Origin of the sequence: Proteus sp. fly-1089 (assembly GCF_040138965.1) — a bacterium.
Lineage (GTDB): Bacteria > Pseudomonadota > Gammaproteobacteria > Enterobacterales > Enterobacteriaceae > Proteus > Proteus vulgaris_B.
Map to the genome: position 1 here is coordinate 234896 of NZ_JBEETS010000003.1, position 26742 is coordinate 261637.

18 protein-coding genes are annotated in these 26742 nt (G+C 37.0%); 10 read left to right on the top strand and 8 right to left on the bottom strand.

The window, feature by feature from the left end; all coding sequences use genetic code 11:
• From mraZ to leuO, 4 genes are all read right to left on the bottom strand, one after another.
• A complete protein-coding gene (gene mraZ / locus ABN080_RS10235; RefSeq protein WP_072069274.1) occupies positions 1–459 on the bottom strand; it encodes a division/cell wall cluster transcriptional repressor MraZ in 459 nt (152 codons plus the stop codon).
• 684 nt (positions 460–1143) lie between these two features.
• The gene (gene cra / locus ABN080_RS10240) at positions 1144–2151 is read right to left on the bottom strand and encodes a catabolite repressor/activator (protein WP_072069275.1); all 1008 of its coding nucleotides are present in this window, start codon (positions 2149–2151) and stop codon (positions 1144–1146) included.
• A 222-nt stretch (positions 2152–2373) separates the two neighbouring features.
• Positions 2374–4179 carry an AMP-dependent synthetase/ligase gene (locus ABN080_RS10245; protein WP_349440947.1) on the bottom strand — a complete coding sequence of 602 codons (1806 nt, stop codon included), beginning with the start codon at positions 4177–4179 and terminating at the stop codon, positions 2374–2376.
• 522 nt (positions 4180–4701) lie between these two features.
• The gene (gene leuO / locus ABN080_RS10250) at positions 4702–5646 is read right to left on the bottom strand and encodes a transcriptional regulator LeuO (protein ID WP_349440948.1); all 945 of its coding nucleotides are present in this window, start codon (positions 5644–5646) and stop codon (positions 4702–4704) included.
• Between the two features lie 869 nt (positions 5647–6515).
• Here leuO and leuA point away from each other — a divergent pair.
• The 6 genes from leuA to mutH all read left to right on the top strand — a co-directional run bounded on the left by leuA (position 6516) and on the right by mutH (position 14467).
• Positions 6516–8075, top strand: coding sequence for a 2-isopropylmalate synthase (leuA, locus tag ABN080_RS10255; protein WP_196553998.1), 1560 nt, complete (start codon positions 6516–6518; stop codon positions 8073–8075).
• Positions 8076–8077: 2 nt separating this feature from the next.
• Positions 8078–9169, top strand: a complete 1092-nt coding sequence (gene leuB / locus ABN080_RS10260) for a 3-isopropylmalate dehydrogenase (protein ID WP_349440949.1) — start codon at positions 8078–8080, stop codon at positions 9167–9169.
• A gap of 1 nt (position 9170) precedes the next feature.
• Positions 9171–10580, top strand: a complete 1410-nt coding sequence (gene leuC / locus ABN080_RS10265) for a 3-isopropylmalate dehydratase large subunit (protein WP_349440950.1) — start codon at positions 9171–9173, stop codon at positions 10578–10580.
• A gap of 8 nt (positions 10581–10588) precedes the next feature.
• Entirely contained in the window at positions 10589–11194 is a 606-nt protein-coding gene (gene leuD, locus ABN080_RS10270) for a 3-isopropylmalate dehydratase small subunit (protein WP_349440951.1), read from the top strand.
• Between the two features lie 291 nt (positions 11195–11485).
• Positions 11486–13165, top strand: coding sequence for an HTH-type transcriptional regulator SgrR (gene sgrR, locus ABN080_RS10275; RefSeq protein WP_349440952.1), 1680 nt, complete (start codon positions 11486–11488; stop codon positions 13163–13165).
• 624 nt (positions 13166–13789) lie between these two features.
• The gene (mutH, locus tag ABN080_RS10280) at positions 13790–14467 is read left to right on the top strand and encodes a DNA mismatch repair endonuclease MutH (protein ID WP_349440953.1); all 678 of its coding nucleotides are present in this window, start codon (positions 13790–13792) and stop codon (positions 14465–14467) included.
• Between the two features lie 60 nt (positions 14468–14527).
• Here mutH and ABN080_RS10285 read toward each other — a convergent pair whose 3' ends face one another.
• From ABN080_RS10285 to speA, 3 genes are all read right to left on the bottom strand, one after another.
• Complete coding sequence (locus tag ABN080_RS10285; protein ID WP_196553993.1) at positions 14528–15307, bottom strand: acetoin reductase; 780 nt, start codon at positions 15305–15307, stop codon at positions 14528–14530.
• A gap of 336 nt (positions 15308–15643) precedes the next feature.
• Positions 15644–16564 (bottom strand): agmatinase, encoded by a 921-nt coding sequence (gene speB / locus ABN080_RS10290; RefSeq protein ID WP_151435765.1) that lies wholly within the window; start codon positions 16562–16564, stop codon positions 15644–15646.
• 103 nt (positions 16565–16667) lie between these two features.
• On the bottom strand, positions 16668–18575 hold the full coding sequence (gene speA / locus ABN080_RS10295) for a biosynthetic arginine decarboxylase (protein ID WP_340893525.1): 1908 nt from the start codon (positions 18573–18575) through the stop codon (positions 16668–16670).
• Between the two features lie 690 nt (positions 18576–19265).
• Between speA and metK the strand changes: the two genes are divergently transcribed.
• Entirely contained in the window at positions 19266–20420 is a 1155-nt protein-coding gene (gene metK, locus ABN080_RS10300; RefSeq protein WP_072069285.1) for a methionine adenosyltransferase, read from the top strand.
• A gap of 174 nt (positions 20421–20594) precedes the next feature.
• On the opposite strand, the gene bcsG is transcribed toward metK, so the two are convergent.
• Positions 20595–22349: a cellulose biosynthesis protein BcsG gene (gene bcsG / locus ABN080_RS10305; RefSeq protein WP_349440954.1), complete on the bottom strand. Its 1755-nt coding sequence runs from the start codon at positions 22347–22349 to the stop codon at positions 20595–20597.
• Between the two features lie 854 nt (positions 22350–23203).
• Between bcsG and bcsR the strand changes: the two genes are divergently transcribed.
• From bcsR to bcsA, 3 genes are read left to right on the top strand one after another with little or no spacing between them, the layout of a single operon-like run.
• Positions 23204–23395, top strand: a complete 192-nt coding sequence (gene bcsR / locus ABN080_RS10310) for a cellulose biosynthesis protein BcsR (RefSeq protein ID WP_349440955.1) — start codon at positions 23204–23206, stop codon at positions 23393–23395.
• Positions 23396–23403: 8 nt separating this feature from the next.
• A complete protein-coding gene (locus tag ABN080_RS10315) occupies positions 23404–24141 on the top strand; it encodes a cellulose synthase operon protein YhjQ/BcsQ (protein WP_349440956.1) in 738 nt (245 codons plus the stop codon).
• A complete protein-coding gene (gene bcsA, locus ABN080_RS10320) occupies positions 24141–26726 on the top strand; it encodes a UDP-forming cellulose synthase catalytic subunit (RefSeq protein ID WP_349440957.1) in 2586 nt (861 codons plus the stop codon). Before ABN080_RS10315 ends, bcsA begins: the two co-directional genes overlap by 1 nt.
• Positions 26727–26742: the final 16 nt, after the last annotated feature.

Below are 26742 nucleotides of genomic sequence, written 5' to 3' on the forward strand. Positions count from 1 at the left end.
TTAAAGTGATAAATCCAATAGTCGTGTCGATAACGGTTCCTGTGAGGTTTGCTCGGCAACAATGTCTTTTTCAATCTGGCTATACCAGACCTGTTCATCCCACAATTCAAATTTATTGAATTGACCGACTAACATGACCTCTTTGGTTAGCCCCGCATGCTGTCTTAGCGTGCTAGCTAGCAAAAGACGTCCTGCACTATCCATTTGGCATTCGCTGGCATGTCCTAATAACAGACGTTGTACTCGACGTTCGGCCGGGTTCATGGAAGACAAAGCCGCTAATTTTAACTCAATCTTTTCCCATTCAGGAAGTGTATAAAGCAATAAACACGGCTGATTGAGATCAATGGTACAAACCATTTGACCTTCAGAAATCTCACTCAGCGTTGTTCGATAACGGGAAGGAACTGTTATTCGCCCTTTGCTGTCAAGATTAACGAGTGTTGCTCCACGAAACATCCTCATTACCCTCAGCTTTATAATTTACACCACATTATCCCACAAATCCCCACAAATAGAGTTTACGGATGGTATGAAAACGTTGTCAAGCCAGATGTAGGAAGCTTTATTTATATTTACAGTAATATGATGAGCACACCGAAATGTTTAAATTATCAACAAAAAAGAAATAAGGATTATTAACACTATGATTAATAGCGGTTATTTTTCACTTTATATTTTTAATCACGAAAAGTAATTATTTATAACGATTACAAGGAAGAAAACCAGATAAAGAAATCATAATGAGTAAATGATAATTTTAATGATAAAAAACTAATTTATTGCAGTTCATTTACCTTTAGCCAACATAATCATTTGAGGGTGCTTTTATATAAATAAAAATAGAAAGGCTTAAAAAAATATTTCAATATCATGCAGATAGTTATTTATTTTCTTCTCACTTTCTCTAAAGTAAAATCTGTTATTTATTAAAGTTAAGCAATATCACTTATATGCATGTCAAAATTTAATCTAAAAACTTATGAAAATGAGGGAAATAGTAAAAAAAGGCTTAAGATTAATCTCAAATTTAATATTCTCTAAGCTATTCGACATTCTTTAATCAAATAAAGCATCCCCGTTTTAATTTAATAAAACAGGGATGAGTATAAATGCAGATAATTATGACAAAGCAATATCAAATTAACGTGCGCGTCCTAAACTGCCTCGGCGACATAAATCACGACGAATACGTGTAATTCCCGCTTGCGGTTTTTGTTCTTCTTCAAGACTGGCAAGAACAAGTTCTAATACACGTTCTGCAATATCACGATGTCGTTGAGCGACAGATAAAACAGGACATTCAAGGAAATCCAATAACTCATGATCACCGAAAGTCGCAATAACCAACTGTGTTGGTAAACGGCCACTTCGTTGTAATGTCACATCCATAACCCCTTGCAATAAAGCAAACGAAGTTGTGAATAATGCATCTGGCATTGGATTATTGTTTAGCCATTCTGAGAAAGCGGCAGCTGCAGCTTCTCGTTCATAGCTATTAGCGTAAAGGTAGGTTACTTCACGAGGATCATCTTTCCAAACACTACGGAAACCTTGTTCACGTAAAAAACTCACAGAGAGTTCAGGAAGGGCTCCTAAGTAAAGTACAGATTGCGAAGGAAAAGCTTTCAGTTCAGTTGCCAACATTTTGGCGTCTTCTAAGTCGTCACCAACAACGCTGATAAAATGCTCACTTTCTAATGCCCTATCCAGCGCGATAATCGGTAATGAGCGATTAGCCCAACGCTGATAAAAAGGGTGTTCTGGTGGCAATGCCGTTGAAACAATAATGGCATCAACTTGACGTTGTAATAAATGCTCAACACAACGAATTTCGTTGTCAGGTTGGTCTTCTGAACACGCAATTAACAACTGATAACCACGTTGGCGTGCTTGTCGTTCAAGGTAATTTGCGATCCTGGTATAACTGGTGTTTTCCAAATCAGGAATAACCAAACCAATAGAACGCGTACGACCAGCACGTAATCCCGCGGCAACAGCGTTCGGGTGGTAATTATGCTCTCTGACCACCGCCATCACTTTTTCAACAGTCTTGTCACTTACACGGTACTGTTTCGCCTTACCATTAATGACATAACTTGCTGTTGTTCGTGAAACACCAGCCAAGCGGGCGATTTCATCCAGTTTCACATTAGCCTCTTTTAATTATTAAATGTGTTATTTATTACATATTGCTATGAACTTCAGTCATTATGCTGATCTGATTTTGCATTTTAACACAATTTACTGATAAAACCGTATGCGTCAACGTTTCCGTTAATGCCTTTTATCAATTATTTCAATCATCATTATCTATTAATCAGTCATTTCACAAGAAAAAAGCACCTTAAAGGTGCTTTTTCTCGCTTAAATTTAATCTTGATACATCAATTCAATTTCATTTCGATAACGTTCTGAAATAATTTTACGGCGAAGTTTTAATGTCGGTGTTAACTCACCTGATTCCATTGAAAAACCTTCAGCAAGCAATGTAAAGCGCTTAACCTGATGAAAACTCGAAAAGTTTTTTTGCATTTCTCGTAAACGCTCATCAAATAGCTCTTTAATTTTAGTATGACGTAATAATTCGATGCGATCATGATATTTTAGATTTAACACACGGGCATGTTCTTCAAGTGCATCAAAACAAGGCACAATCAACGCAGAAACAAATTTACGTGTATCCGCAATCACCGCAATATGCTCAATAAAACGGTCTTGCCCTAAAGTACCTTCAATCATTTGTGGTGCAATATATTTACCATTCGACGTTTTCATTAAGTCTTTTAAACGTTCAGTGATAAATAGTGCTCCATCACTATCAAGAGCACCAGCATCACCAGTACGTAACCAACCGTCTTCTGTAAAAGCAGCCGCAGTATCTTCTGGTTTATTGAAGTATCCTTTCATGACAATGCTACCACGGACTTGAATTTCATTTTCAGCCCCAATACGAACTTCAACACCAGGTAATGGTGTACCAATAGAGCCTAATTTATATTTATTTTCTTCCCAGCATGAAACGGTGGCACAGGTTTCTGTCATACCATAACCGTATTTAATATTAATGCCTGTTGCTAAAAAGAAACGAATAACAGCATCATCTAAACGCGCACCAGCTGCCGGTAAAAAGCGAACTCGTCCACCTAATATTTGGCGTAATGGTTTTAAAACCTTCTTATCAGCAAAGCGATAACATAAACGGGAAACGAAACCAAGATTACGCTGATTAAGTTGTGCTTCACGCTGTTTTTCACCTTGTTTGATTGCCCATTTAAAGATGAATCGACGTAATACTGAAGCCTGAGACACTTTGTCTTGAATTGCGCTATAAACTTTTTCATAGAAACGTGGAACAGCACACATAACGGTAGGCTTAATGTCGCTCATTGCTTCTCTAACAGCATGTGTATCCGTTAAATACACATTAACCGCTCCCGTGTGCATAACATAGAAGCTCCACGCACGTTCAAAAACATGAGAAAGAGGTAAGAAACATAATGAAACGTCTTTATCTGATAATGAGAGACGTTCGTCATGCAGATAAAGTTGAGAGGCTAGGCTCGTGTAATCAAGCATTACACCTTTAGGTTCACCCGTTGTTCCTGATGTATAAATCAAGGTAAACAGATCATCTAAATTACACTCATTAATGCGTTGTGCTAACACATCATCATACTGATATTGAGTGTTATTAATTAAACTCTCGATATAGCATGAAGGTGTATTTGTGTTTAATGCGACATCAGAGTTAAACACAATGATATGTTCAAGTTGAGGACATAACGCTAATAATTCAGAAGCAATATCGTATTGCTTTTGGTCGCCAACAAAAAGAATGCGAATATTTGCATCATTTAAAATATAAGCGGCTTGTTCAACACTGCTGGTTGCATAAAGAGGGACGGTTACCGCACGTAATTGCAAAGAAGCAATATCGGCCAAAGACCAATCAATGGTATTTTGAGAAAAGATCCCAATATTTTCTTGAACACTCACACTCATTTCTAATAATGCATTTGAGAGCGCGCGTGTTTTCTTTTCAACCTCTTTCCATGACATTTCGATATTGCACTTAGCATCCCACTGACGATAAGCAATATTATTCCCGCTGTGCAAAAACCGCATCTGCAATCTTCTAATTATATGATAATCATGAAGATTATTATTAGTTATCATAATTTTCCTGCTATTTATGGAAAAGCGACCGTGTTATCAAATTGAAATGGATAAAATACGCCACTTACAATTTCAGCTTACACCTGTTCGCTGACTTGGGTAAAAGTCTAAGTGATCCGCCAAAATAAAGGAATTCAATTTTACATAAATTTGTAAAATTGTGAGTTATGAAAAGTTTTGTCAAAAGGCGCTATCTCACGTCAGTGAGGGAGTTTAATATTATAATCCTATTTTTTTATGGAAGATAAAAAAGAAAAATAGATGAATAACAACAAGTAACTGTTATAACGTAATCAGTGACAATATATAGAAAAGAGTATTGGTGTATAAAATCACCGTTGAACGAGGGAACATGCGAATAATAGTTATTGTTATAAATAAAGGGCAAAAATAGTGACAGCAATCCAATTTATTTTATCTAACTACATAAAAACCCATATTGGTCATTAGTCTAACAACTAATGTTATCTGCCACTATTTCTGCATAATTAGGAATAAAAACTAATTATGAGCGAAAACACTCTAATTCTGACAAACTTCACTAAGTAAATTTTTCATCCATAAGTGACCTTTGTCACGCGCGGTTGATTCATGCCAGATTAAATAGCATGGACGCAGTGTCTTTTCCCAAGGTAACGAAATGGCTTTGATATCTAATTGCTCGGCATTGCATTCCACTAACCATTTTGGTGCAATAGCAACTAAATAAGTTCTAGAGACAATATTTAATACGCTGTTTAAATCAGTTCCCTGATAAGTGATAAGATCTTCTAAATGAGTATCTTTATAATAAGGAGCACTAAATGAACCAACATCATCTAAAGAAACAATTGAATGTTGTTCATTTAATAACATCTCTTGTGTCACACTTTCTTTAATGCGAGGATGCTTATTAGAAACAACTAAAACAAGCTCATCATTAAACAATGGCTGTGAATGGAATTCTGCTCTATCAAATTGTTTATAATTAATAAAAAATTCGATGTCTTGATATTTTAATTGGTGCTCTATATTACTATTTAAGTAAGACTTAATATTAACATTAATGTTAGGTGTTTTATTTTTAATTTTTTCAACTATTTTTGGCGCTAATTTAATATCTAGCGGGCTACAAATAGATAAATTAAATATACGTTCACTTTGCTCTGGTTCAAACCCAGCCCCTGGAAGTTCATTATGTACTAATTGCAATGCTTGTCTAACAGGACCAAAAAGTTGTTTTGCTCTTAATGTAGGCTGAATACCACGACCATAACGAACAAATAATTCATCATTAAACATTACTTTAAGTCGAGATACTGCATTGCTAACTGCGGGTTGTGACATGCCAAGAACCTGTGCGGCTCGGGTGACATTTTGCATTTGCATAACAGCATCAAATACCGTTAATAAATTAAGATCAACATTACGTAAATGCATATCTGCTGATTCTTTACTGGTAACTGTTGCTGATGTGTAATCCGTCATTTCTTACTCCACTATGTTATTATAATAGTTAATTAACTATTATTAAAAAAGATATTATTAATAATAGATATGTCTTAACCATTACTTTAACTATTTATTAAAATTTATTATTCATCGTCCATGCATATAACTAAACATATTAGTTTCATATCAATAAAAAAGCATTTTCATATAAAGATGAAAATTTGATATTAAAATTACATGTATATAAAATGATTATATCAATATATATTACAACCTGTTTTACCTTCTGCCTTGCAAATAATAAAACAAAGTATGATAAAAATCATAATAAAATGATGTATTTTCATTCCTAAAATAAGAATTCAAGAGTCATCAACTCTAATAATACAATGATTTTTATGCTTACATTCAAAACCTTGCTTACATTTATCAATCCTTACTATCTCATTGATACTCTCTTTCCATATCATTTAGCTGATTAAAAAAAAAGCAAACAATTGTTTGATTTTTCATTTCACTCTTTTTTTAAACAATGTATGGAACATTAACCCAATCAATGATTTGCTGATAGTCATAATCATTAGTAAAAATTTAGATATTAGTCAGAACCACTGTAAAAAATTTATAAATAACACGGCCAAATGATTTTATAAATTCCAATGCTTGACATCTTTATTGGTATTAGGTATCAATAAATAAAGATTATTGAGAACTTACTTAAGGGTGTTTCATGTTGAACGCAATTTTACTATCAAGCCTACTACTACTCGCAACTTTTATGCGCGGTCGGCTTATGGGTAAAAAATGAAACACATCTACCCTTAAAGAGAAAACCCGCGCTAGTCGCGGGTTTTTTTATACCTGGGAGAGCGCAAATAGCAAATAAAAAGAGAAAGGAACAGATTATGAGCAACAACGTGATTATTTTTGATACCACATTGAGAGATGGCGAACAGGCGTTGCAAGCAAGCTTAAGCGTAAAAGAAAAGTTGCAAATTGCTTATGCCTTAGAACGATTAGGTGTGGATATCATTGAAGCGGGCTTTCCTGTTTCTTCTCCTGGTGATTTTGAATCCGTGCAAACTATTGCACGTGAAATCAAAAATAGCCGTATTTGTGCATTAGCACGCTGTGTTGATAACGACATTGATGTTGCCGCAGAATCTTTAAAAGTCGCAGACGCTTTTCGTATTCACGTCTTTTTGGCAACGTCGGCATTACATGCTGAACATAAATTAAAAAAATCTTTTGAAGACATTATTGAAATGGGGGTGAGTTCCATAAAACGTGCTCGCCGTTATACCGATGATGTGGAGTTTTCTTGCGAAGATGCAGGCCGTACTCATATCGATAATTTATGTCGAATTGTTGAAAGTGCAATTAATGCTGGTGCAACCACCATTAATATTCCAGATACCGTTGGTTATACAACACCTTATCAATTCGGTGGCATTATCACCAACTTATTTGAGCGTGTACCCAATATTGATAAAGCTATTATTTCTGTCCATTGTCATGACGATTTAGGCATGGCGGTCGCTAACTCCATTACCGCGGTACAAGCAGGTGCAAGACAAGTTGAAGGCACAATTAATGGATTAGGCGAACGCGCAGGCAACTGTGCATTAGAAGAAGTCATCATGGCAATAAAAGTTCGTGAACAAATGATGAATGTTCAAACACATATTAATCACAAAGAAATTTATCGTACCAGCCAGTTAGTCAGCCAATTATGTAATACACCTATTCATGCTAATAAATCGGTTGTTGGCTCCAATGCATTCGCCCATTCATCAGGTATTCACCAAGATGGCGTACTGAAAAACCGTGAAACCTACGAAATTATGACACCCGAATCAATTGGATTAAAAGAAGTACAATTGAATTTAACTTCTCGTTCTGGCCGTGCCGCAGTTAAACACCGTATGGAAGAGATGGGTTATCGCGAAACAGATTATAACTTAGATAATTTATATGCAGCCTTCTTGCGTTTAGCCGATAAAAAAGGCCAAGTCTTTGATTATGACTTAGAGGCATTAGCATTTATTGGTCAGCAACAACAAGAGCCAGATGAGTTTGTGATGAATTATTTTAATACTCAGTCTGGTTCATCTACCGTTGCCACTGCCAGTGTCAGCATTACACATGGTGATAAAGAAATTACTGAAGCAGCAACCGGTAATGGTCCTGTCGATGCAGTATATCAAGCCATCTCTCGCGCAACAGGTTATCCATTGAAGTTAGTCACTTACCAATTAACAGCTAAAGGCGAAGGCAGAGACGCCTTAGGGCAAGTTGATATTGTCGTTGAATATCAAGGTCGTAAATTTCACGGAATGGGTTTAGAAACTGACATTGTCGGTTCATCAGCAAATGCCATGATCCACGTTATTAATAGCATTTGGCGATCAGAGCAAGTCGAAATAGAAAAACGCAAACAACATACAACACAAGAAGCGGTTTAATTATGTCAAAAAATTATCATATTGCAGTATTACCCGGAGATGGTATTGGTCCTGAAGTGATGGCTCAAGCGCACAAAGTGATGGATGCCATAAGTGAGCGTTTCTCACTCAATATCACTACAAAAGAATATGACATCGGTGGTATTGCCATCGATAAGCATGGCACACCATTGCCAGCAAATACCTTAGCGGGTTGCGAGCAAGCCGATGCTATTTTATTTGGCTCTGTCGGTGGCCCTAAATGGGAGCATTTACCGGCTAATGAACAACCTGAACGTGGTGCGTTATTACCTTTACGCAAATATTTTAAATTGTTCTGTAATTTACGCCCTGCTCGCTTATATGAAGGTTTAGAAGCTTATTGCCCATTACGTGCTGACATTGCACAGCGTGGCTTCGATATTTTATGTGTACGTGAATTAACTGGCGGTATCTATTTTGGTCAACCTAAAGGTCGTGAAGGTGAAGGCGCCCAAGAACGTGCTTTTGATACTGAAGTTTATCATCGTTACGAAATCGAGCGTATTGCCCGTTTTGCATTTGAATCAGCGCGTAAACGTCGCCATAAAGTAACGTCTATTGATAAAGCGAACGTTTTACAAAGTTCTATTTTATGGCGTGAAGTTGTAACCAGTATTGCCAAAGAATACCCAGATGTTGAAATTCAGCATATGTATATCGATAACGCGACAATGCAGTTAATTAAAGATCCATCTCAGTTTGATGTATTACTGTGCTCCAATATATTTGGCGATATTTTATCTGATGAATGCGCCATGATCACCGGCTCAATGGGAATGTTGCCATCTGCAAGCGTTAATGAAGAACGCTTTGGTTTATATGAACCAGCCGGTGGCTCAGCCCCTGATATTGCAGGTAAAAATATCGCTAACCCTATTGCACAAATTTTATCTGCTGCCTTATTACTGCGTTACAGCTTTAATGAAGACAAGGCGGCCCAAGCCATTGAAGATGCTATCACTCAAGTATTAGCAGAAGGCTATCGTACCGCAGACTTAGCGGGAGATGGTAACGCAATCACAACCGCCGAAATGGGTGATCGTATCGCTCAGTATATTCGTGGAGGGGCATAACATGGGTAAAACATTATATCAAAAAATCTATGACGCACATGTTGTCAGAGAAGTGAGTGATGAAACACCGATTTTATATATCGATCGCCATTTAGTGCATGAAGTGACATCACCTCAAGCCTTTGATGGATTAAGAACAAAAGGTCGTCCTGTTCGTCAACCCAATAAAACTTTTGCAACGATGGATCACAACGTATCAACACAGACTAAAGATATTAATGCTTGTGGTGATATGGCGAGAATTCAAATGCAAGAGTTGATAAAAAACTGCCAAGAATTTGGCGTTACGCTGTATGACTTAAACCATCCTTATCAAGGAATAGTCCACGTAATGGGCCCAGAACAAGGCTTAACGTTGCCCGGAATGACGATTGTTTGCGGTGATTCACATACTGCAACTCATGGCGCTTTTGGCTCATTAGCTTTTGGGATCGGCACATCTGAGGTTGAACACGTTTTAGCAACTCAGACATTAAAACAATCACGAGCTAAAACATTAAAAATTGAAGTTCAAGGCAAGACTGCCATTGGGATCACCGCAAAAGATATCGTATTAGCCATTATTGGCAAATTAGGTAGTGCAGGAGGTACTGGCTATATCGTTGAATTTGCAGGTGAAGCGATTGAAGCCTTAAGCATGGAAGGTCGAATGACTTTATGCAACATGGCGATTGAAATGGGTGCTAAAGCGGGCTTAGTCGCGCCTGATGACACCACTTTTGCTTATTTGAAAGGCCGTCAATTTGCCCCTATAAATCAATCATGGGATGAAGCTGTTGCTTATTGGAGAACCTTAAAGTCTGATGATGATGCAACTTTCGATGCCACTGTCACGATTAATGCTGCCGATATTGCACCACAAGTTACATGGGGTACCAACCCAGGACAAGTTATTGCTATTGATCAAATAGTACCGTTATTAGATAGCTTTAATGATCCTGTTGAACGTGCTTCTGCTGAAAAAGCCTTGGCATATATGGGATTAAGTGAGGGCATCAACTTAACAGACGTCGCTATTGATAAAGTTTTTATTGGCTCTTGTACAAACTCACGTATTGAAGATTTACGTGCAGCTGCTGAAATCGCAAAAGGCCATAAAGTTGCATCCCATGTTCAAGCCATTGTTGTTCCAGGATCAGGACCAGTTAAAGCACAAGCTGAAGCTGAAGGTTTAGATAAAATCTTTATTGAAGCAGGTTTTGAATGGCGATTACCGGGTTGTTCAATGTGTTTAGCAATGAATAACGACCGATTAAACCCAGGTGAACGTTGTGCATCCACCAGCAACCGTAACTTTGAAGGTCGTCAAGGTCGTGGAGGTCGAACTCACTTAGTCAGTCCGGCAATGGCGGCAGCCGCTGCGATTAATGGCCATTTTGCAGATATTCGTACATTTGCAGCGACATCTTAAAGGAGAGAATGATGAATAAATTTACTCAACATACAGGTATTGCAGTTCCTTTAGATGCAGCAAACGTTGATACCGATGCCATTATTCCTAAGCAATTTTTGCAAAAAGTCACTCGTACTGGCTTTGGTAAGCACCTGTTTCATGATTGGCGATTCTTAGATGATGAAGGTACTCAGCCTAATCCAGATTTTATTTTGAATCAGCCTATTTACCAAGGCGCTTCTATTTTATTAGCACGAGAAAACTTCGGATGTGGATCATCTCGTGAACACGCACCTTGGGCATTAACAGATTATGGTTTTCACGCCGTTATCGCCCCTAGTTTTGCTGATATTTTTTACGGTAATTCATTTAATAACCAATTATTGCCAATCAAATTAAGTGACGATGAAGTTTCACAATTATTTGATTGGGTGAAACAACACTTAGGCTCCCCTATTACTGTCGATTTGGTAGCACAAGAAGTCAAAGCCGGTGAATTATGTTTCTCTTTTGAAATCGATTCATTTCGCCGTCATTGCATGATTGAAGGATTAGACAGTATTGGATTAACGCTACAACACCAAGATGACATTAGCGCTTACGAGGCAAAACAACCGGCCTTTATGCGCTAATAAAGACAATTTATTACCTTCTTCTACTTTCTGTGATGTTTACTTTGTCATTCTTACCGTAAATTCGTTTACGGTTTTTTTTACCTCAATAAAACTATTTTCATAAATAGATAATAAAAAAGCCAGTGATCAATTATCACTGGCCGGCAATCACCGAATGCTCAAATGGGGGAGTCTGTCAGTATTCATAATTTGTGATAACTAACATGAGAGCTAACTTTAAACACAAGCATTATCGGTCTAATATAAGGAAATTAAAATTGATCACTTTATTAAGGGATTTCCTCTTTTATGTCCACACCCCGCTTAGAGTTACAATTTATTCGCCTATGGCAAGCCTTTCAGGGAAAAACATCTGAAACTACCTTACAAGAATTAGCACAAACGCTACATTGTACGCGCCGCCATGTCCGCTCTTTATTAAATAAAATGCAAGAGATAGGCTGGATAAATTGGCAAGCAGAAGTAGGTAGAGGCAAAAAATCCACACTAAGTTTTCAATCTAATGCGCAGGAAATTCAACAAAATCGTGCTGAGCGATTAATAGAAGAGAACGATATTGAAAAGCTTGTTGCACTAATGGGAGATAAAGACTCTGTACGTCAAATGGTGCTCTCTCAAATTGAGAAAAGTTTTCATCCTGGTCAACAGTTACTTCGGATTATTTACTATCGCCCTTTTAGAAATTTATTGCCAGGAACGCCTTTAAGACGATCTGAATTACATTTAATGAGCCAAATATTTAATTCTTTGGTGCATTTAAAAGAGGAAAATGGGGAAGTCGAAGCAGAATTAGCTCACCATTGGCAAATGATCACAGAGCAACATTGGCGATTTTATTTACGTCCTTCTATCTATTTCCATCATGGTCGCGAGCTTACTTTTGAAGACATCAGCACTTCTTTAATGCGTATGAAGCGATGCAATCCACTTTATGCACATATAGAACGTATTTCCTCACCTCAACCTTATGTGCTTGATATTTTCTTAAACGAAGCGGATAAACAATTTGCAACGTTATTAGGAAGCCCTCAAGCCGTTATTTTGCCACAAGAATGGGCATCACTCCCAGCCTTTGCACAGCACCCAATAGGCACTGGTGCTTATCAAATCATGGCTAATGATCAGCATAAACTGCAAATAAAAGCCTTTAATCGCTATTTTGGGCTACGTGCATTATTAGATGAAATTGATATATGGGTTGTACCAGAACTGAATAAAAAAATGGTCTGTTCAACCATTCATTTAACAGATGATGATACAAACAAAGATTCATTGGAAAGTCGTAAAGAGGAAGGATGTTATTTTTTACTTTATGATAGTCGCTCAGCACAATGCCAGCAAATAGAAATAAGGGAGTGGTTAAGCAGTGTATTAACTCCCGTTAATATGTTGACACATTGTGATCCTTTCTATCAACGTCATTGGTCTCCTGCTTATGGTTTACTACTTCATTGGCATCACAGTAAATTAATACGCCAACATCCCAAACCTGCATCGTTAACCAAACTGACAGTCACACTATATAAAGAGCATCATGAATACAGCACTATCGCTGAACTTATCAAAAATATTTTATCTCTGTATGATATTGAGCTCACTATTCAAGTCCTCGATTATGAACAATGGTATTACGGTAAAGCAGAAAGTGATATCTGGTTAGCAACGGTAAATTTCTATAAACCCTTAGCGTTTTCTATTTTCGCTACTCTCTATGAATTACCTCTTTTTCATCACTGTTTAGGGCGATCATTTACACACGATCTCTCTTTATGGCATCAAAAAAAGCTACCACTAGAAGAGTGGTGCCATCAGTTAACACACGATATTTGGCTTTATCCTTTATTTCACCATTTGCTTGAGTTACAAGGACAAAGAACCATACGTGGTGTCAAAATGAATACTTTTGGTTGGTTTGATTTCAAATCAGCATGGTTCACACCTGATATTGAGCCACAACAACCAGAATAAGAGATAACGAACTTTTTCATCGTCATGATTGTGACGATTTAAGTTAATTCACAGAAAACTTGAAAGTTATAAACACCCACATAAATGCTTAGGGGATTTATTCACTTTTTCTGTGGATATCTATGTGAAAAAGAGTGAGATAATCAGGGTATAGTTTTTATATCCTAAAAAAGACTGTTGATATAAATTTTGAAATATCACTTATAATTCAAATTAGTAGCTAGTTTTAAATGCCTATTTCGTCGATTGGATAAAACAATTAAAAGACTCATCGCCTTAAATCGTACAAAAAATAACCACAGAGTGTTTTATCCACAGGTTATGCCGATTAGTTAGACAAAATAGGATAATTTTGAGGAATATCTGCAAAAGTCAAGGCTGTAAATCAGAACAGTGATCTCACTTTCTGTGAGTTATCCCATAAAGCTGTGGATAACCTAGTGTAAAAGCCTGTTTATGATTTCAGGATAACCGTGCACAACTTGATATTATAAATTTCAATTGAAGAATTAACTCAAAAAAATGATGATATATCATGCTATTATGATTTAAATGAAATAAAGTGAAATACATTATCAACAACCTTTTTTTTCTGTCTATTTTTTAAACAAGAAGATCATAACTATGTTTACGCCACCTGTAGCACCTAAAAATGAGCAGGTTTTATTTGAACGAGCAAAAGCCCTAGCAGGTTATACATTTGGTGAACTTGCTGCTTTTGCACATTTACCTATTCCTGCCAACCTAAAAAGAGATAAAGGCTGGGTAGGAATGTTGTTAGAGTATTATTTAGGTGCAAGTGCAGGCAGTAAACCCGAACAAGATTTCAGTGAGTTGGGTATTGAACTTAAAACGATCCCGATTGATAGACTAGGCATGCCTTTAGAAACCACCTTTGTCTGTGTTGCAGCATTAACAGGTAATAGTGGTATTACATGGGAAAACAGCCATGTAAAACGTAAACTTTCTAGAGTTTTATGGGTTCCTGTTGAAGGTGAAAGAGATATTCCATTAGCGCAACGTCGTGTTGCCTCTCCACTACTTTGGAGCCCAAATCATACAGAAGAAGAATTATTACGCCATGATTGGGAAGAGTTAATGGACATGATTGTACTGGGCAAAGTAGAAAGTATTACTGCGCGTCATGGGCAAGTCTTACAAATTCGTCCTAAAGCAGCAAACAGCAAAGCATTAACGGAAGCAATTGGAGAAAATGGGCAGAGTATTATGACATTGCCCAGAGGCTTTTATTTGAAAAAGAATTTTACAGCCCCACTACTGGCCCGTTATTTTCAGCTATAAAATACCCTGTGCTACTACGCTAAATCACACAGGGTATTGGTAAATAATCTCGATTAGTGATTAACGATAAACAATACCGCCATCAGTTAAAATTGCTTGGCCTGTAATATAGTCAGAGTCATCACTTGATAGAAAGGCAACAAGGGCTGCGACATCATTAGGTGTTTGAGCACGCCCCAGAGCAATACCTTCAACATATTTCTTATAAGTCTCACCTTTTGGTGCCCCTGTTATCTCAGCAAAGCGCTCATCAATCTCAACCCACATATCAGTACCTACAATACCTGGGCAATAAGCATTTACCGTAATACCAGCACTAGCATACTCTTTTGCAGCTGCTTGTGTCAGTGCACGTACAGCAAATTTAGTTGCTGAATAAACGCCTAACATTGCAAAACCATCATGCCCAGCAATGGATGAAGCGTTAATAATTTTACCTTTATGACCCAGAGCCTTAAATTTTTCTGCGGCTGCTTGGATACCCCACATAGTCCCATTTACGTTAATTTTGAAGATTTTATCCATATCTTCAGGTGTAACATCAGCCAGAGGTTTTACTTGTGCAATACCCGCGTTATTGATCATGACATCAAAGCCACCTAATGTCTTTTCAGCGTGCTCAACAGCAGCAAAAACTTCATCACGATGACTAATATCTGCAGCAAAAATGGTTGTTTTACGCCCTAATGCTTCAATTTCTTTTGCAACATCTGCTAACTTATCTGCTTTCAAGTCAACCAGAGCAATATCAGCACCATCTTTCGCTAAACGCAATGCAATGCCACGGCCAATTCCCTGAGCAGCACCTGTAACTAAAATTACTTTACCATTCAAAGCCATTGTCTTTCTCCTGAATATTTACAGATGAAAAAGCTCTTCTAAAAAAGAACTTTGTTAATAGATTAACAGTAGCAATTAAACAGGCGGATGACAAAATAACAATTATTCGCTAATAAACTCAATAATAGCAACTAAACACTCTATAAATGATTATCATTTAGAATAAGCGTTTAACAAATGATAAAATAAGCGCTAAAAAAAGCAGAAAAGACATTTGAGGATGTGAATTTATTTATTAGCAAAAAATGCTTAACTTATTCATAGATAGAAGAAAAATAAAAAAGCGACACCTAAAAAGATATCGCCTTGTCTTTATTTTCTGGGGGTTAATAGAAATTATTTTTTTGTTGCTTGCAGATATAACATATCAAGTGCAATTGTAGCCCCAGCAAGCGCTGTAATATCAGATTGATCGTAAGCAGGAGAAACTTCAACTAAATCCATACCAACAATATTTAACGGTTGCAATGCACGTAAGATCTTCAGTGCTTTATCTGTTGTTAATCCACCGACAACCGGTGTTCCTGTTCCTGGTGCAAAGGCAGGATCAAGACAATCAATATCAAAAGTCAGGTAAACAGGTAAGTCGCCAACAATACCTTTGATCTGATCAACAAGATCTGTCACACCACGATCATTAACTTGTGCTGCATCTAACACGGTAAAGCCGTTATCACTGTCATGATCAGTACGAATACCAATTTGAACAGAGTGGTTAGGATCGATTAATCCTTCATTTGGTGCATGGAAGAACATTGTACCGTGGTCAAATTTACTACCATTACCATAAGTATCGGTATGTGCATCAAAATGAACTAATGCCATTTTACCAAAGTGTTTTGCATGGGCACGTAATAAAGGTAATGTGACAAAATGGTCACCACCAAAGGTTAAACATTTTTTACCTGCCGCTAATAATTTCTCTGTATGAGCTTGTAATTTATCGCTCATATCCTGTGCATCACCGAAGTTAAAAACTAAGTCACCACAATCGACAACATTTAAGCGCTCACGCATATCGAAATCCCACGGCCAGCGGTTACCTTCCCACGCTAAATTCGTTGAAATTTGACGAATAGCACCCGGTCCGTGACGGGTTCCCGCACGACCTGATGTTGCCATATCAAAAGGCACACCCGTAATAACCCAATCCGCATCACTGCTATAAGGCTGAAAATTCAGTGGAAAACGTAAAAAACCAAATGCATTAGAGATCAATGAATTATCAGTCTCATTACCTAACGTACTATTTTTCATGCTATTACCTCTGTCACTTATTTTAAATAAGTAACATACAAATCAATATGATAGATAAAGAGTGATGTTTAATAACATCACTCCTGCATTGGAAAGTTAAGAATTACTCTTCTTCTTCCAGATACGTATAACCGTATAAACCACTTTCAAATTCAGTCAGGAATTGTTCTTGCAACGCTTCATCTAACTGTGCATTTTTTACTTGAGTACGGAAACGATCTAACAACACCGTTGGATTTAACTTAACGTACTGAAGCATATCGGCAACCGTATCACCCTCTTCACTTTGGACGTAAGTAAGATCCCCTTTGTCATCAAGATAAACGTCAACAGCAGCAGTATCACCAAATAAATTATGCATGTTGCCTAAAATTTCCTGATAAGCCCCAACCATAAAGAAGCCAATCATAGGTGGGTATTCAGGATCATAAGCTGGCATAGGCATCGTTGTTTCAACACCATCACCATCAACATAATGGTCAATAATACCATCTGAGTCACACGTAATATCGAGTAGTACCGCACGACGATCTAGTGGTTTATCTAATCCTTCAATCGGTAATACAGGAAATAATTGATCAATACCCCATGCATCCGGCAAAGATTGAAATAATGAGAAATTAACATAGAACTTATCTGACATACGTTCTTGTAACTCATCGATAATTGGGCGATGAGCACGATTACTTGGATCTAAATCGTATTGGATACGACGACAGATATTTAAATATAACTCTTCTGCCCATGCACGCTCTGTCAGGCTTAACATGCCATGAACATATTGAGTATGCACATCATGCAAGTCTAATTGGCTATCATGCAACCATTCACGTAATGAACGACTATGCCCTTTGGTTTGCATCTCTTCCCATGTTTCCCAAAGGCTAGCAATTGGTCTTGCTGCATCTTCCTCAGGTGGCGTAATCGCGGTAAATTCATTACGCTCAACACCAATGACATTAGAAATCAATACAGTATGATGTGCAGTTAACGCACGACCTGATTCAGTGATCACGGTTGGATGCGGTAAATCATTTTCATCACACGCATCGCCAATTGCCCAAATAACATTATTTGCATATTCATTAAGGCCATAGTTAACCGAGCAATCAGATTGTGAACGAGTACCTTCATAGTCCACACCTAAACCGCCACCTACATCAAAATATTGAATATTGACGCCTAATTTGTGCAACTCAACATAGAAACGAGCAGACTCACGAACACCGGTTGCAATATCACGGATATTCGCCATCTGTGAACCTAAATGGAAATGCAGTAATTGTAGACTCTCTAAGCGATCAGCTTGGCGTAACATATCAATTAATTGCAGAACTTGCGTCGCAGCTAAACCAAATTTTGATTTTTCACCACCACTTGCCTGCCATTTACCCGATCCTTGAGAAGCAAGACGAGCGCGAACGCCTAAACGTGGAATAACTTCTAAACGTTCAGCTTCTTCGAGTACCATTTTTATCTCAGACATTTTCTCAATCACTAAGAAAACTTTATGCCCAAGCTTTTCGCCTGTAAGTGCTAAGCGAATATACTCACGATCTTTATAACCATTACATACAATCACAGAGCTTGTCATATTGGCATGAGCAAGCACGGCCATTAATTCAGCTTTAGAACCTGCTTCTAAACCTAAAGGCTCTCCTGCATTGACTAATGACTCAATAACACGACGTTGTTGGTTGACTTTGATTGGGTAAACTAAAAAATAGTCACCTTTATAACCATAAGATTCACGCGCACGATGAAACGCCGCATTAATCGAACGTAAACGATGCTGTAATATTTGAGGAAAGCAAAAAAGCGCGGGTAAGCGCAAGTGCTCTTGCTCTTCTTGAACACGTTTAACCAACTCGGTTAAATCAAAAGTGGCATCAGGAACATCAGGATTAGGGCAAACACTAATATTTCCCCGATTGTTCGCTAAATAGTAACCGCCCCCCCAATATGCAATGTTATAGGTCTGCTGCATCTTACGAGCGATGTTATCATTCATGACATTCTCCTTAGGGAGTATGAGTTTATACCTTGCCTGTCACTATAGTAGTCAATTATCTGACAAAAATCTGAAACGACTGATAAATAACAGTTGGAAGTAATGACTCTCTATATATTTTTATATGATTATCCAGCTATTCGCAGGACATAATAGTAGAAAGTTCTTGAGTTAACCTTTAATCAGTTAACACAATCACCTATTGGCAAGTAACAGACAACTTCGCTCTAAAGAGAAAGAGCTCAGAGAGGAAATCACTCTAGATATACTACGAGTATAGTATTGACGAGTGCTGTTTTGGTTTTTGAAAAGACTAACCTGTAGACAATGGATCATTACCCATTCACTCCACACATGGCTTAAACCTATAAGCCATTTCCCTAACAGAGAAACAGAATTAGAAATTCTGCGGTTTACACTGTGTTCAGATTTCACAGTAACCGCGAGTTTATACCTGTAGTTAACATAAAATGCAAAAGCAAAATGCACAAAAACCTTTTTTTTCTTATTTTCGATCTTTTATCATCAGTAAATAGCACGCAATAAAAAATAAGATTAACTGTTTGATTCTATTTTATCCCTATATTTGATTAAAAAAAGCTGGAATTAAAGAGAGAAGAGTCATAAAATAGACGTCTAGATGTTAAAACATCCATCCTTAAACCGTTTGTATTAAGGTAACGAGATATAATGACTACACACCTATTTACTTCTGAATCAGTCTCAGAAGGTCATCCAGATAAAATTGCAGATCAGATTTCTGATGCTGTTCTGGATGCAATTTTAGAACAAGATCCAAAAGCGCGCGTTGCCTGCGAAACTTACGTTAAGACAGGCATGGTTATGGTAGGCGGAGAAATTACCACCAAAGCTTGGGTCGATATCGAAGAAATTACACGTAATACCGTTCGTGAAATCGGTTATACCAGTTCCGATATGGGCTTTGATGCTAATTCCTGCGCAGTTATCAGTGCGATTGGTAAACAATCACCAGATATCAACCAAGGTGTTGACCGAGCAGATCCTTTAGAACAAGGTGCCGGTGACCAAGGTTTAATGTTTGGTTATGCGACTAACGAAACTGACGTATTAATGCCCGCACCCATTACTTATGCTCACCGCTTAGTTCAGCGTCAAGCACAAGTACGTAAAAGTGGCACTTTACCTTGGTTACGTCCTGATGCGAAAAGCCAAGTTACCTTCCAATATGACAACAATAAAGTTGTTGGTATTGATGCGGTTGTATTATCAACTCAGCATTCTGAAGATATTTCACAAAAAGACCTGCATGAAGCGGTGATGGAAGAGATCATCAAACCTGTTCTGCCAGCAGAATGGTTAAATGAGCAAACTAAATACTTCATCAACCCAACGGGTCGTTTTGTTATCGGTGGCCCAATGGGTGACTGTGGTTTAACGGGTCGTAAAATCATTGTCGATACTTACGGCGGTATGGCGCGTCACGGTGGCGGTGCTTTCTCTGGTAAAGATCCATCTAAAGTAGACCGCTCTGCAGCTTATGCTGCACGTTACGTTGCTAAAAATATCGTTGCTGCTGGTTTAGCAGATCGTTGTGAAATTCAAGTTTCTTACGCAATCGGTGTGGCAGAGCCAACATCAATTATGGTAGAAACATTTGGTACTGAAAAAGTCCCAACAACACAACTTATTCTGTTAGTGCGTGAATTCTTTGACTTACGTCCTTACGGATTAATTCAAATGCTAGATTTACTGCACCCAATCTACCAAAAAACCGCGGCTTATGGCCATTTTGGTCGCCCTGAATTCCCGTGGGAAGCAACAGATAAAGCAGAAATCTTACGTGAAGCCGCAGGTTTAAAATAATCCTCAGCCAATAACATCACGCTATTAACTGTTTGATAAAACCACATCTTTGAGATGTGGTTTTTTATTACTCTTTATTTCTAAATCCATAAAAAAACCCCGCAATCAACACGGGGATCTCAAAAGGAGAAAACGAGAACATAGACTTATAATGAAATGATTTTCTATAACAAGCTAGTTAGGGTAATTAATCCACTCACCTCCATTTAACTTGATATAAGACTGGCCTTGATAATCAACCACAATGGTAGCTTGGTTTTCTGCAACCTTAGCTGTTTGAGGTAGTTCACTGGCTAATGCATTCCAATCAATAGAAGATTGATTAAAAACATCACCATTAACATTACGAGAGATAAATTCAGACAAGGCCAAATAGCTACTTGGCTCTTCAACAATTACAGGAGGATAAAATTGTGCTCTATCTTTGATCCCTGTAAAACGAATACCGACAGGTACTGTGGTAATACTTTGGCTAGGAATGTCTCTTAAACCTGACATCTGTGTTTTATCACCTTGTAAAGCGGCACCATGTTCCGGCACAATGACTACCATCACTTTTCTTCCTTTTTTATCTAACTCATTCATAAAGTTATCTAAACTGTCTAATAAAGTGCTGGCTCGCTTACCATAATCAGCGGTGTTATTTTCCCCTACAAAACGATTACCATCATGTAATGACACTAAATTCACAAATGTCACACTACGACTCTCATTTGATTGTTCACGCCCTTGCAACCAACGCATCAACGTCTCTTTATCATTATAAATTTTAGTGCCGTCAAAGGCTGTTATTTGATGAGAAAGATTTTTTTGATCTTGCAAAGCAACATTAAGATTACCAAGTTGCTGAATTTCTTGAAGATAATGACCAAACTTCCCGTTATGATCGAGTACTAATTTCTTTGCAAATCCTAACGAAGATAAATTGTCCATTAACAAGCATTGTGTATCGGTCGGATCATATAAATCGGAATGGTGAGTCTGACCACAACTAGCTCGTAATAATCTTAATGATGCAGGGCCACTATAAGAAGAGACGGTATTAAAGTGACTAAATAGCACATCAAAATTTCCCCAAATAGGATGCTCTTGTAGGCCTACAGCAGCGGCATCCGCTGTTGAAAGTGAACAAATATTAATAATTAAGATATCAAAAGGTTGAGCATCTGCGGACAACTGCGCTGGGAATGGTGTTATGCGTTTTTTCTCATAGCTATAAAATTGAGTTAACCAATCATTTAATACTTTATTATTAAACTGATGTTTTTGGGGAGGATAAAGCGTTCCCATTGCTGTTTTTTCTACCGGTTTCGTAATAACTTCAGGCGCCACAGGCGTGGAAATTGGAGATCCAACGGTTGCGGGTAACACTTCAATTTCGCTGGCCTGTTCACTACTAATCTCATTATTGACACTATTTTCTTGGGTAAAACTATTTGCTGAAACAGCAGGCACCATACCTTGTGAAAAATGAGTGAATCCTCCAATATTTAACCAAAGTACCCCCGCAATGATAAAAACAGAAACCCTTACCCACTGCTCAATAAACAGGTAAGCCACCAGTAAAATAAAGGCAACACCTATCATTTTAATGTTGATAAAATTAACGGATAATTCGACAAGATAATCAAACGAAAACTGCTTAAGTTGACCACCTTGCGCCAATACTGTTGAAAAACTGGGCAACCATGTATCATGATAAAATAAAATGACTCCGATAGGGATAGCAATCCAATTACGCATTTTATGCCAAATGTTTTTAGGTAATGGAAACAATAAAAATGCGAGGAAAATTAGATTACTAAAAGCATCAAAATTTAAATAACCATACCAAAGTAAAACAAACTTTAGTAAAAAATAGAAATTCCATGCTCCCAACCCATGCCAGTAATGTAAAAAATCGAATTGGGTTGAATTAGATTTGTTCATTTTGATTTCCTACTTATTAGTATAAATAAATCCAACTCGACAGTTATATGATGATTCATATCTGTCTTTTTATTACTTCTGATATTAAATTAACTACTAAATAATGTTATAAGAGAATATTTATTTAACCACTTAGTAAAAACCCCTAAATAAAAAAGAAAAAATAAATTAACCAGTCAAATACTGGTCTCTTATATAAAAGAAATATAATAATAAAAACCAACTTATTTAGGTCGGAATTTAAAAGAAAACACTCAAGCTTCTATTTATATAATAGTCACTATTTTTAAAAATGATGCATTATTTTCATTGATTAATAAAAGACAGAGTTATCTTATTTTTATATTTCGAAATAAAAACAAAACAAACAACAGATAAACAACAATTAATAACAATTTAAAAACACCCGCTACAACAAAGAAATAAACTCCTTAATATAAAAACAAAAACAATCAAAAAATGATTACTATACAAAGGTTTTGTGGTTAAAAATGATTAAGATCAATATACAATAATGATCGTCATAATTAAATAATTTAATGTATTGTTATAATCAACTAATTTACAATTCTTTTTATTTACCTTATTTTGCAGTTAAACTCATTTAATCATTATTTGAAAAATTAATTATTCAAAAAAATACGAATTAAAAAGAAAAACTAATAACCGCTATTACAAAAAAAGATAATAGATATCTATTTTATGTGTTTTTACGTAATTGAAATAATTACTTTTAAAGCATATTCTAAAATGGAAACTTTAAATAATTAGCAAGCAATATTAATTAAACATTCTTTTGCCGGGAATTTAACCCTGGAAAGAATTTATTTTGTTTTTATTTGGAGATTATTAATATGAAAAGTGAAACTTTTATTAACTTAAATATAAAAATAGAAAAAAATAATCTAAATAATGACATCGATAAATTAAAAAATTTATTTTCATTAAATAACTATCACTATCAGGATATTAATAAAGAAGAAGAAAATAGTGTGCTTATTTATCGATGGCCATTACTCAATGCATTTCATTACATGACTAAATGAGGCTAACTATGCCACTTATTGTATTAAAAGGGATACGAGGCGGAGTGGGTACAACATCCACTGCAATTGCTCTTGCTCGGCAATTTAATCAACAAAATAAAAAAGTGCTTATTATTGATAATTGTACTGAAAGTATTTTGTCTTTTTATTTCCCTGCACAGCAAAAAATGACTACATTAAGTCAGGCATTATTGGCACAAACCCCCATAGAGGAGTGTATTTTTAACTATCGACCACACTATCAAGTATTACCTTTTGGTTTGGTTAACACGAAGGATAATTTACTCTTACAGTTATCATTTTCAGCAAAACAGCATTTCAATCACTTTTTATCGTCCTTTATTCAACTGCATCCAGACACCATTATTTTAATGGACTTGCAACATACACAAGATACGTTATTCACCCCTTGGATAGAAAAAGCGGCTATTTTTTTCACGGTTGCAATGGCTGAAAGCAACTGCCATATCCGCCTAAATCAACATGAATTTGGTAAAAATGAGTACATACTCATTAATCAATTTCGAGCAACTAGCCAAGTTCACCAAGATTTTTATCAATTTTGGCAAACTACCTCTTTTCCCTTATGCCCTGCGGTTCTTCATCGAGATGAAGCGTCATTAGAAGCGTGTGCCTCACGTTTACCTTTATATGATTATCGAGCCAATTGCATGTTAGTTGAAGAAATCACACAACTAACCCAATGGTGTATTCCGTTATTAGCGAGGAAAGAAGGACAGCCATAATGCCATCATCTTTCGATGCCAAGAAAAAAACAGAAAATAATGTGTCACAACACATTCTTATTCGTTATTACAAATTCTATCGCCATAACGGAGCCTCTCGTAGCGCAGCCATTGTTAATGAGCTATTTATCGGCATTATGTGGATTTTTTTACGAATGGAATCACCTTTTTGGCGAAAAATAGCCAAAAAACAGCGTGAGTTATTTCCTCATATTAACCCTCGTTGCCCTAAAATTTTCGATCCTTTGCGCTATTTATTACAAAGCATTTGGCTAACATGTCATTACATTGGGTATTTATTGGTAAAAAAACCAACCCAATTTATTTCCCATATTCGAAATCTGTACAAAAAATTCTTTGTTCAGGTTTCACCTATTGCAATTGAAATCATTCAACACAAGAAAAAGAACACCTCCATTTGGCAATATCTGCTTTACTCTGCCATTGCTGTTTTAGCTATTTTCTTTATTTTACTGAGCATTACTCAACCATTTGATCTCACGTTCCAATTTGTTTTTGTAGTTGTTCTTTGGTTAGTAGCTTTAGCGATCCGTGAGATCCCTGGCCGTTTTGCCTCCATTGCCATGATTATGTTGGCACTTACCATTGCATGTCGATATATCTGGTGGCGTTATCAATCTACGCTGTATTGGGTTGATAATTTTAGTCTTTTTTGCGGTTTACTGCTGTTACTTGCTGAAACTTACGCATGGTGTGTGCTATTTCTCAGCTTTATGCAATGTATTTGGCCACTGCATAGAAACCCCGTTTCCATGCCTGAAGATATTACAAAATGGCAAAGTGTCGATATTTTTATCCCCACTTATAACGAAGACCTGCAAGTGGTTAAACCCACTATTTATGCCAGCTTAAATTTAGATTGGCCTAAAGATAAACTCTCTATTTATCTACTTGATGATGGCAATCGTCCTGAATTTAAAGCATTTGCACAAGAAGTAGGTATTCGTTATATCGCGCGTGAAAAACATGACTTTGCCAAAGCCGGTAATATCAATCATGCATTAACACAAGCAACGGGTGAGTTTGTCGCTATCTTTGACTGTGACCATATTCCAACACGTTCATTTTTACAATTTACGATGGGTTGGTTTTTAAAAGACGAAAAAATGGCGTTAGTACAAACACCTCACCATTTTTTCTCACCCGATCCATTTGAACGTAACTTAGGGAATTTCCGTGAAACACCAAATGAAGGCACACTATTTTATGGTTTAGTTCAAGATGGAAATGATACTTGGAATGCTGCGTTTTTCTGTGGTTCTTGTGCAGTTATACGCCGCACAGCACTAGATGAAATTGGCGGTATTGCCGTTGAAACTGTCACCGAAGATGCGCATACCTCATTACGTTTACATCGCCATGGTTGGCGATCTGCCTATATCCGTATACCGCAAGCTGCTGGGTTAGCAACTGAATCATTATCGGCACATATCGGACAACGTATTCGGTGGGCAAAAGGCATGGTACAAATATTCCGCCTTGATAATCCTCTATTTGGTAAAGGACTAAGCATTCCACAACGCCTATGTTATTTAAATGCCATGTTGCATTTTTTCTCAGGCATTCCTCGTATGATTTTCTTACTAGCCCCCCTGACATTTCTTATTTTTCACGCCTACATCATTTATGCACCCGCCATCGCTATCGCCTTATATGTTGTGCCGTATTTGATCCACATATCTCTGGCAAGTGCGAAGTTACAAGGTGCTTACCGCCATTCATTTTGGGGTGAAGTCTATGAAACAATTTTAGCGTGGTACACCACTCGACCTGTATTAAGCACCCTCTTTTCCCCATATAAAGGCAAATTTAACGTTACTGAAAAAGGCGGAGTGATGGAAGAAGGGTTTGTTGATTGGAATATTAACCGTCCTTACTTAATCTTTTTCAATCTGAATTTATTGGGTATTTTGTTTGCTTTTTGGCGTATAGCAACTGGTGACCCTGACGAAGTTTGGGCGACTGTTATGTGTCTAATATGGGTTTGCTATAACCTTGTCTTACTGGGTGTTGCAATTGCAGTTTCTGTTGAAACTAAACAACAACGTCGTTTTCCTCGCGTTAGAGTCAAAGTTCCGGCTATGTTGTTGTTAAACAACGGTGCTCTCTATAGATGTTATCTTTATGATTTCTCTGACAATAGCTGCGCAATTTTATTGCCTAATAATGTCACTCTCTCTTTACCTCAAAATGAAAATATCACCCTACTCTTGAGCCAAAATCAGCGAGAGCATGCTTTTAAAGCCAGTATTTCACGTATTGATGGACAAATTATTGGGTTGCAACTACTTGAAATGACTACGCAAAAAGCCATTGATTTTACAGCTTGTACCTTTGATAGAGCTGATACCTGGGCTGATTGGCAACACGATCTTCCTATAGATAAACCTTTAAATAGTCTCAAAAATATTATTTTCATCAGTATGCAAGGCTATAACACCTTGTTAAAACGGGCACCTTACTTTATTTATGCCACTTTCCGCCTACTTGGCCTCTTTTTGCTGTGGCTTTCATCTTTACTCCCTCAACACGTTAATGTTTCAAAAATATTTCATCAGTCTTAAAGGAAAAACTCCGTTT